The sequence below is a fragment of the Methylobacterium sp. B1 genome, assembly GCF_000333255.1.
In the GTDB taxonomy this organism is placed as follows: domain Bacteria; phylum Pseudomonadota; class Alphaproteobacteria; order Rhizobiales; family Beijerinckiaceae; genus Methylobacterium; species Methylobacterium fujisawaense.
The window spans coordinates 1-8,278 of record NZ_BACT01000413.1; the positions used below are offsets into that span (position 1 = coordinate 1).

At 70.4% G+C, this 8,278-nt stretch carries 6 protein-coding genes and 1 pseudogene; 5 read left to right on the top strand and 2 right to left on the bottom strand.

Annotation, left to right across the window (positions count from 1 at the left end; all coding sequences use genetic code 11):
- On the top strand, nt 1–702 hold a 702-nt coding region (locus tag I53_RS11980), incomplete at its 5' end, for a sigma 54-interacting transcriptional regulator (RefSeq protein WP_043350947.1).
- Between the two features lie 147 nt (nt 703–849).
- Entirely contained in the window at nt 850–2,169 is a 1,320-nt protein-coding gene (locus tag I53_RS11985; RefSeq protein ID WP_043350950.1) for an MFS transporter, read from the top strand.
- A 103-nt stretch (nt 2,170–2,272) separates the two neighbouring features.
- Here I53_RS11985 and I53_RS11990 read toward each other — a convergent pair whose 3' ends face one another.
- Nucleotides 2,273–2,491, bottom strand: a complete 219-nt coding sequence (locus I53_RS11990) for a hypothetical protein (RefSeq protein WP_043350951.1) — start codon at nt 2,489–2,491, stop codon at nt 2,273–2,275.
- A 170-nt stretch (nt 2,492–2,661) separates the two neighbouring features.
- Between I53_RS11990 and I53_RS11995 the strand changes: the two genes are divergently transcribed.
- The 3 genes from I53_RS11995 (at nt 2,662) to eda (ending at nt 6,607) form a co-directional block, all read left to right on the top strand.
- Nucleotides 2,662–3,783, top strand: a complete 1,122-nt coding sequence (locus tag I53_RS11995) for a type II asparaginase (protein WP_043350954.1) — start codon at nt 2,662–2,664, stop codon at nt 3,781–3,783.
- Nucleotides 3,784–4,122: 339 nt separating this feature from the next.
- Nucleotides 4,123–5,949 (top strand): phosphogluconate dehydratase, encoded by a 1,827-nt coding sequence (gene edd / locus I53_RS12000; RefSeq protein ID WP_043350955.1) that lies wholly within the window; start codon nt 4,123–4,125, stop codon nt 5,947–5,949.
- Nucleotides 5,950–5,971: 22 nt separating this feature from the next.
- The gene (gene eda / locus I53_RS12005) at nt 5,972–6,607 is read left to right on the top strand and encodes a bifunctional 4-hydroxy-2-oxoglutarate aldolase/2-dehydro-3-deoxy-phosphogluconate aldolase (protein ID WP_187294345.1); all 636 of its coding nucleotides are present in this window, start codon (nt 5,972–5,974) and stop codon (nt 6,605–6,607) included.
- A gap of 205 nt (nt 6,608–6,812) precedes the next feature.
- Here the strand turns inward: eda and I53_RS12010 are convergent.
- Nucleotides 6,813–8,278 (bottom strand): annotated as a pseudogene (locus tag I53_RS12010) (ABC transporter ATP-binding protein/permease); the annotation flags it as partial.

The following is an 8,278-nucleotide window of genomic DNA, read 5'->3' on the forward strand; positions in this document are numbered from 1 at the left end:
TTCCTAGACGAGATCGGCGACATGCCGGCGGCGATGCAGGCCAAGATCCTGCGGGTGATCCAGGATTGCGTCGTGACCCCGCTGGGGGGTCGGTCCACCCGGGTCGATGTCCGCCTCGTGGCGGCGACGCATCGCGATCTGCCGCAGCTGGTCGCCGAGGGTCGGTTCCGGGCCGACCTGTTCTACCGGCTGAACGTCGTGCCGATCACCCTGCCGCCCCTGCGTGAGCGCCTCGCCGACATCGTGCCCCTGGCCGAGCATTTCCTCGTGCCCTCGGGCAAGCGCCTCAGCGGTGGAGCCGCCTCGCGCCTGCTGGCCTACGAATGGCCCGGCAACGTCCGGGAGTTGCGCAACGTCGTGGAGCGGGCGGCCATGCTGGTGCGCGGTGGCGCCATCGCGGCCGAGGCGATCGACCTGCCGGCGATGCGGACCGACCGGCGTGGCGGCGATACGGCGGACAGCTGGCTGGCCGGGGATCTGCCCGGCGCCGTCGCCCGCCTGGAGCGGACCATGATCGCCGCCGCGCTCCGCGAAGCCGACGGCAACCGCGCCCGCGCCGCCCGCCGCCTCGGCATCCAGCGGCAGCTCCTCTACGCCAAGATCGAGCGCTATGGCCTCGCTGCGCCAGGGGCTGATCTGTCGGAAGAGACGACAGAAGCTGTCGGGAATCCGGACGCTGCGCGGGACATCGACCCGAGCTGACGCCTCTGGGACCGGAGAAGCGTTCACATCCGGCGTGAGGACTGCCGCGGCCGGGAACCGTTGGCACGCGCGGGCGTCGAGCCCCGCATGCGACGGCGCGGCCCGGATCGGGACCGGGCCATTCGTCGATCGGGGGATCGCGGCGGGATGGACAGGATCGAGACAGGCGCAGGCGCGCGCAGCGCCCGGACTACCTCCGCGAAGGCTTTGCGCGGCCTCGACGCGCTCAACTTCTTCCTCGCGGACGTGCGTGACGGCCTCGGCCCCTACCTCGCCATCTACCTGATCGCCGTGCGCGGTCCCGACCAGGGCTGGAACGAGGCCACGACCGGCCTTGTGATGACCATTGCGGGCATCCTCGGCCTCGTAGCGCAGACGCCGGCCGGGGCGCTGATCGACGCCACCAACCACAAGCGCGCGGTGGTGATCGGCGGTGCCATCGCGGTGACGGCGAGCTGCCTCGTCCTGCCGTTCATCACCAACTTCTACCTCGTCACCGCCACCCAATCGATCGCCCACGTCGCCGGCACGATCTTCCCTCCGGCGCTCGCCGCGATCACCCTCGGCCTCGTCGGCCCGAAAATGTTCGCCAAGCGGATCGGCCGCAACGAAGGCTTCAACCATGCCGGCAACGCGGTCTCCGCGGCGCTGGCGGGCGGTCTGGCCTATTTCTTCGGGCCCGTGGTCGTGTTCTGGCTGATGGGCATCCTGGCGGCGCTCTCGATCGGCGCCATGCTGATGGTGCCGGCCGACGCCATCGACAACGACCTCGCCCGGGGCATGACCGAGGAGGAGGAGCAGGCGCAGGAGAAGCCCTCGGGCCTCGCCACCCTGCTGCAGAACCGGGCGCTGCTCCTGTTCGCGGTGCTTTGCGCGATCTTCCACCTCGCCAACGCGGCAATGCTGACCTCGGTGGGCCAGCTCCTGACGCACCTGTCGGGCAAGGACCACGCGACGTCGCTGATCGCGGTCTGCATCGTAGCGGCGCAATGCGTGATGGTGCCGGTGGCGATCTTCGTGGGCGCCAAGGCCGACGTGATCGGCCGAAAGCCGATCTTCCTGACCGCTTTCGGGATCCTGGCGCTGCGCGGCGTGCTCTACACCCTGTCGGACAACCCGTTCTGGCTGGTGGGCGTGCAGCTCCTCGACGGGATCGGCGCCGGCGTCTACGGCGCGCTGTTCCCGATCGTGGTGGCCGACCTGACCCGCGGCGGCGGCCGGTTCAACGCGGCCCAGGGCGCCGTGGCCACGGCTCAGGGAATTGGCGCCTCGTTGAGCGCCACGCTCGCCGGCGTCATCATCGTGTCCGCCGGCTATTCCACCGCCTTCCTGGCGCTGGCGGCCATCGCGGCGCTCGGCTTCGTCCTGTACTTCGCACTGATGCCCGAGACCCGTGGCGCGGTGCGCGCGGGCACCGAGCCCGAGAGCGGCGGGGGCAGGACCCCGGCTGTGCCGGTGCGCGCCTGAACGCGGCGCTTCGACCCCGAAGCCACGACGGCTTCTGCCGTCCGTGTCGATGCCTGGCGCCGCAGGCGAAGCCGAAAGCGGCGCCGTTCCTGTCGGCCGGGCCTTACGACACCGCGGCCAGCTCCGGCGCAGCCGTCGCCGTAGCCGGGTCGGTCGCCTCCGGCGGGGCCTTCCGCGAGACGTAGTAGATGTCGACGGCGCGCCAGAAGGCCCCCTGCTCTTCCACCGAGCGGCGGGCAAGGGACGCCTCGAGGATCGACATCGCGGCCCGTGCGGGCTCGCTCCGCTCGAGTTCCTCGAGCAGGCCGGCGAGATTCAGCATGGGGCTTACCTCCGAGCGGACAACAACCCCGACTAACGCCCGAGCGGGCGTAACGATCCGCCGCGCCCTGCATGTCCGAGCCCTGCATGATCCTTGCCTCGGACCGAGGCGCGGCTACCATCCCCGCGTCGAGTCCGACTCGTCCTCCCGTCCACCATCGAGGATTTCCGATGTTCTCCTGCCGAAGCGGTGCGGCCCTACCCCTGCGCGGAGCGATCTTCGCCCTGGCCCTGGCCGGCGGATTCGGGGCGGCTCCCCTCGGCGCCCGCGAGATGCCCGAGTCCGGCACCGCCGCAGCGGTGAAGAAGCCGAACGTCGTGATCCTCGCCACCGGCGGCACGATCGCCGGCGCCGGCGCCGATGCCGCCAACAGCGCCACGTACACGGCCGCGAAGGTGCCGGTCGACAAGCTGATCGCGGCCGTGCCGCAGGTGAACACCATCGCCAATGTCCGCGGCGAACAGGTCTTCCAGATCGCCTCCGAGAGCTTCACCGACGCCCAGCTCGTCCAGCTCGGCAAGCGCGTGTCCCAGCTTCTGAAGCAGGATGACGTCGACGGCGTCGTCATCACCCACGGGACCGACACCCTGGAGGAGACCGCGTTCTTCCTCGATCTCGTGGTGAAGAGCGACAAGCCGATCGTGGTGGTCGGCTCGATGCGGCCGGGCACGGCGATCTCGGCGGACGGTGCCCTCAACCTGCTCGACGCCGTCACGGTCGCCGCCAGCAAGGAGGCGGTCGGCCAGGGCGTCACCGTGACGATGAACGACTACATCCAGTCCGGCCGCGACGTGAACAAGCGGACCAACATCGTGCCCAGCGCCTTCTACAGCCAATGGGGCCCGCTCGGCATGGTCGTCGAGGGCAAGACCTATTTCTTCCGCTCGCTCACGAAGCGGCACAACATGAGCTCCGAATTCGACATCGACCAGATCGACAGCCTGCCGCTGGTCGGCATCGTCTACGGCTCGGGCAACATGATCCCGGGCGTTTACGATGCCGAGGTCCAAGCGGGCGCCAAGGCGATCGTCAACGCCGGCACCGGCAACGGCTCGGTCCCCGGCTACCTCGTCGACAAGCTCAAGGACATCCGCTCCAAGGGGACGCTCGTGATCCGTTCCTCACGGGTGCCGGACGGATTCGTCCTGCGCAACGCCGAGCAGCCCGACGACAAGTACGACTGGGTGGTCGCCCACGACCTGAACCCCGCCAAGGCCAAGGTCCTGGCGGCCGTGGCGCTTACCAAGACGACCGACACCAAGGAGTTGCAGCGCATCTTCTGGGAGTATTGAGGGTCGGCGACGGACGCGTGCCGCCCGGGTCGCAAGCGCGGATTCCGGCGCCTCTGCAACCCGGGCGGTCCCATCAGCCGCGCCTCATTCTGAGATGCGGCGACGTCGCCTCGCAGGAGCGCTCCGGCGAGCCGCCCGATGCCTGGAGCGCCCCGGCGCCTCAGGATGAGGCTGTGAATCGGACGCCGGCTCCCGAAATGGCCGGGCGCTCCCGCGCGCCGCCCGGGTTACATCCCGCGGTGCACTCCTTAGATACCAGCCACCGACGCGGCCGCCGGACCGAGCCCGAATCACGGCCTCAGCCCCGCGCCCGTCGGCACCGAGCCTGGAGGAACGAGAATGACCGAGCTTCATCCCGAGGTCGCGGCGGTCACCGAGCGCGTCGTGGCGCGCTCCCGCGAGACCCGGCGCGCCTATCTCGACCTGATCGCCCGTGAGCGCGAGTCGGGGGTCCGGCGCGGCAAGCTCGCCTGCGGCAACCTCGCCCACGGCTTCGCGGCCTCCGGCGAGGACAAGGCGGCGATCCGCGACGAGCGGACGGTGATGAACATCGGCATCGTCACCGCCTACAACGACATGCTCTCGGCTCATCAGCCCTACGGGCGCTATCCGGACCAGATCAAGCTGTTCGCCCGGGAGCGCGGGGCCACCGCGCAGGTGGCGGGCGGGACGCCGGCCATGTGCGATGGCGTCACCCAGGGGCAGACCGGCATGGAGCTGTCGCTGTTCTCCCGGGACACGATCGCCCTGTCCACCGCGGTGGCCCTGAGCCACGGCATGTTCGACGGCGCGGCGCTCCTCGGCATCTGCGACAAGATCGTGCCGGGCCTGCTGATCGGCGCGCTGCGCTTCGGCCACCTGCCGACGATCCTGATCCCGGCCGGGCCCATGCCCTCCGGCCTCGCCAACAAGGAGAAGCAGCGGATCCGCCAGCTCTACGCCGAGGGCAAGGTCGGCCGCGCGGAACTGCTCGAATCCGAGTCGGCCTCCTACCACGGCGCCGGGACCTGCACGTTCTACGGCACCGCCAACTCGAACCAGATGATGATGGACATGATGGGCCTGCACATGCCCGGCGCGTCCTTCATCAATCCCGGCACCAAGCTGCGCCAGGCCGTGACCCGGGCGGCGATCCACCGGCTCACCGAGATCGGCGCCGCCGGCAACGATTACCGGCCGCTCGGCCTGTGCGTCGACGAGAAGGCGATCGTGAACGCTGCGGTCGGCCTGCTCGCCACCGGCGGCTCGACCAACCACGCGATCCATCTGCCGGCCATCGCCCGCGCCGCCGGCATCGTGATCGACTGGGCGGATATCGATCGCCTCTCCAGCGCGGTTCCGCTGATTGCCCGCGTCTATCCGAACGGCTCCGGCGACGTGAACCACTTCCACGCGGCCGGCGGCATGAGCTTCGTCATGGCCGCGCTGCTGGATGCCGGCCTGCTGCACGACGACATCCTCACCGTGGCGGGCCAGTCGCTGCGCGACCACGCCCGCGACCCGAAGCTCGCCGGCGAGGAGTTGGTCTTCGAGGACGCCGTGCCGGAGAGCCTCGACGACGCGATGCTCCGCCGGCCCGCGAACCCGTTCCAGCCGGATGGCGGCATGCGGCTGGTGAAGGGCAATCTCGGCCGGGCGACGTTCAAGACCAGCGCCGTGGAGGAGCACCGCCGGACCATCGAGGCACCGGCCCGGGTCTTTTCGGACCAGGACGATGTGCTCAAAGCCTTCAAGGCCGGCGAGCTGGAGCGGGACGTCGTGGTGGTGGTCCGCTTCCAGGGCCCGAAGGCCAACGGCATGCCGGAGCTGCACAAGCTCACCCCGCCGCTGGGCGTGCTGCAGGACCGCGGCCACAAGGTCGCGCTGGTGACCGACGGGCGCATGTCGGGGGCTTCGGGCAAGGTTCCGGCCGCGATCCACCTGAGCCCCGAGGCGCTGGGCGGCGGTCCGATCGGGCGGATCCGCGACGGCGACATCGTCCGCTTGAGCGCGGCGGACGGGCTGCTGGAGGTGCTGGTCGACGAGGCAGAGCTGGCCGCCCGGCCGGAGGCCGAGGCTCCGGAGCCGGCGCAGGGCACCGGTCGGGAATTGTTCGCGTTCATGCGCCAGGGGGCCGATACGGCGGAGCGGGGCGCCTCGGCGATGCTCGCCGCCGCCGGTCTCTGAGTTCGTAGAGGAGGTGCCGACCATGAATGATCTGACCAGCATCGACGCGCTGATGCGCTCCGTGCCCGTCATTCCGGTCCTGGTGATCGACGACGTGGCGCAGGCCCGGCCCATCGCCGAAGCCCTGGTGAAGGGCGGCCTGACCGCCCTGGAGGTCACCCTGCGCACTCCGGCCGCCCTCGATATCATCCGGGAGATGACCCGGGTCGAGGGCGCGGTTGTGGGCGCCGGGACGGTGCTCAACCCCCGCGACCTGGAGAACGCCCTGGGGGCGGGGGCGGAGTTCATCGTCTCGCCGGGGCTCACCGACCCGCTGACCGACGCCGCCAAGGCCAACGGCGTCCCCTATCTGCCGGGCGTCGCCACGGCGGCCGACATCATGCGCGGGCTCGATCACGGGCTCGACCGGTTCAAGTTCTTCCCAGCCGAGGCCGCGGGCGGGATCAAGGCGCTGAAGGCGCACGCGGCGGTGTTCGGCGCGGTGCGGTTCTGCCCGACGGGTGGGATCACCGAGGCGACCGCCCCCGACTGGCTGGCGCTCCCGTCCGTGCTCTGCGTCGGCGGCAGCTGGGTGGTGAAGCCCGGCACGCCCGATCCGGCGGCGATCGAGCAGGCAGCCCGGGCCGCTGCGGGGCTGCGGACAGGAACTCACCGCTAAATCGCCGCATCCGAAGGGCGTCCCTCCTCCCTCGCGGGGGAGGGAGAGCCGCGGCGTCTCCGGCGTCTCCTGCCGATCCCGATAGATGTCGCCGCCAGCCGGTGCGGCGGATGAAGATCGCGCTTGTCCCGGAGACGCTGGCGTCCGGCGGCGACGTTTAGGCTCGCAGCCCTCTGCCGCCGAAGGCGCGCTGCGGCGCCGCCCGCTACTCCGCCGGCAACGCCTCCCGCCGCGCCCGCGGCACGAACACACCGCCCTCCGGCTCCAGCGTGATGCGCCGCTCGTGGAACGCGTCCAGCGTCGAGCGGTGGCCGATCGACACGATCGTCGTCCCGGGCAGGCGCTCGCGCAGCATCCGGTAGAGGGCCGCCTCGGAGGGTTCGTCGAGCGAGGCCGTCGCCTCGTCGAGGAACAGCCATTCCGGCTTGGACAGAAGCGCACGGGCGATGGCCAGCCGCTGCTGCTCGCCCCCCGACAGCCGCCGCTCCCAGGTGTCGGTCTGGTCGAGGTGGTCGACCAAGTGCGGCAGCTGGGCGGCCGTCAGCGCATCCTTGATCGCCGCGTCCGAGAACTGATCGGTCGTGTTCGGGTAGACCACGGCGCCACGCAGTGTCCCCTGGGGGATGTAAGGCCGCTGCGGCAGCACCAGCGCCGACTGCCCGGCGGGCACGTCGACCCGGCCCTTGCCGAACGGCCAGATCCCAGCGATCGCCCGGAACAGGGTCGACTTGCCCGAGCCGGAGGGACCCGTGACCAGGGTCGCGCCGCCCCGCGGCAGGGTCAGCGTGTCGGCGGTCACGATCGGGCGCCCGTCCGGCAGGGCGAGGACGAGTCCGCGCGCGGTGACGTCGCCCGTGCTCTCGTTGCCCTGGATCAAGCCGTAGCCTGCGGCCTCGAGGGCCTCGGCCTTGGTCATGGCCCGGCGGAAGGATCCGAGACGGTTGGTGTTGGCCTTGTAGGCCGCCAGCGTCGTGTAGGAATCCACGAAGAACGACAGCGAACTCTGCACCTGGCTGAAGGCCTGCGAGGTCTGCTGGAGGGCGCCCAGCGTGATCTTCTTGGCGAAGAAGGACGGGGCCGCCAGCACCATCGGGAAGATCACGCTCGCCTGCCGGTAGCTGAACGTGAAGGCGATCAGCTTGATGCGGCGGAAGATGATCCCGACGTAGTTATCGATGACGCTGTGGAACAGCGTCGAGAGCCGCGAGGCCTCCGCCCGCTCGCCGCGCAGCAGGGCGATCTGCTCGGAGTAGATGCGGTTGCGGGCCAGCGCGAAGCGGAAATCGGCCTCGACCCGCTCCTGCCGGAAGTCGAGCCCGATGAGCGGCCGGCCGATGAGGTGGGTGAGCCACGTGCCGACCACCGCGTAGGCGATCACCAGCCAGACCAGGAAGCCCGGGATCACCGTGTCGGTGAACGGCACCACGAAGTCCCGCGACAGGGTCCAGAGGATCACGATGAACGAGACGAGCTGCGCGGCCTGGCTCAGCAACCGGATCGACAGCGTCGTGGTCTGCACGATGAAGCTGTTGACGTCGGCCTGGATGCGCTGATCGGGGTTGTCGGCCTCCTCGTCGGTGAACGGGATCCGGTAATGGTTGCCGTTGCGAGCCAGCGCTCGTACAGGCTGTGCGTCAGCCACGTGCGCCAGCGGATCAGCAGCGAGGAATC

What these genes read in the sequence shown, in the direction of transcription:
- I53_RS11995 (WP_043350954.1), top strand. Translation starts at nt 2,662, where the DNA reads ATGTTCTCCTGCCGAAGCGGTGCGGCCCTACCCCTGCGCGGAGCGATC.
- edd (WP_043350955.1), top strand. Translation starts at nt 4,123, where the DNA reads ATGACCGAGCTTCATCCCGAGGTCGCGGCGGTCACCGAGCGCGTCGTG.
- eda (WP_187294345.1), top strand. Translation starts at nt 5,972, where the DNA reads ATGAATGATCTGACCAGCATCGACGCGCTGATGCGCTCCGTGCCCGTC.
- I53_RS11990 (WP_043350951.1), bottom strand. Translation starts at nt 2,491, where the DNA reads ATGCTGAATCTCGCCGGCCTGCTCGAGGAACTCGAGCGGAGCGAGCCC.
- I53_RS11985 (WP_043350950.1), top strand. Translation starts at nt 850, where the DNA reads ATGGACAGGATCGAGACAGGCGCAGGCGCGCGCAGCGCCCGGACTACC.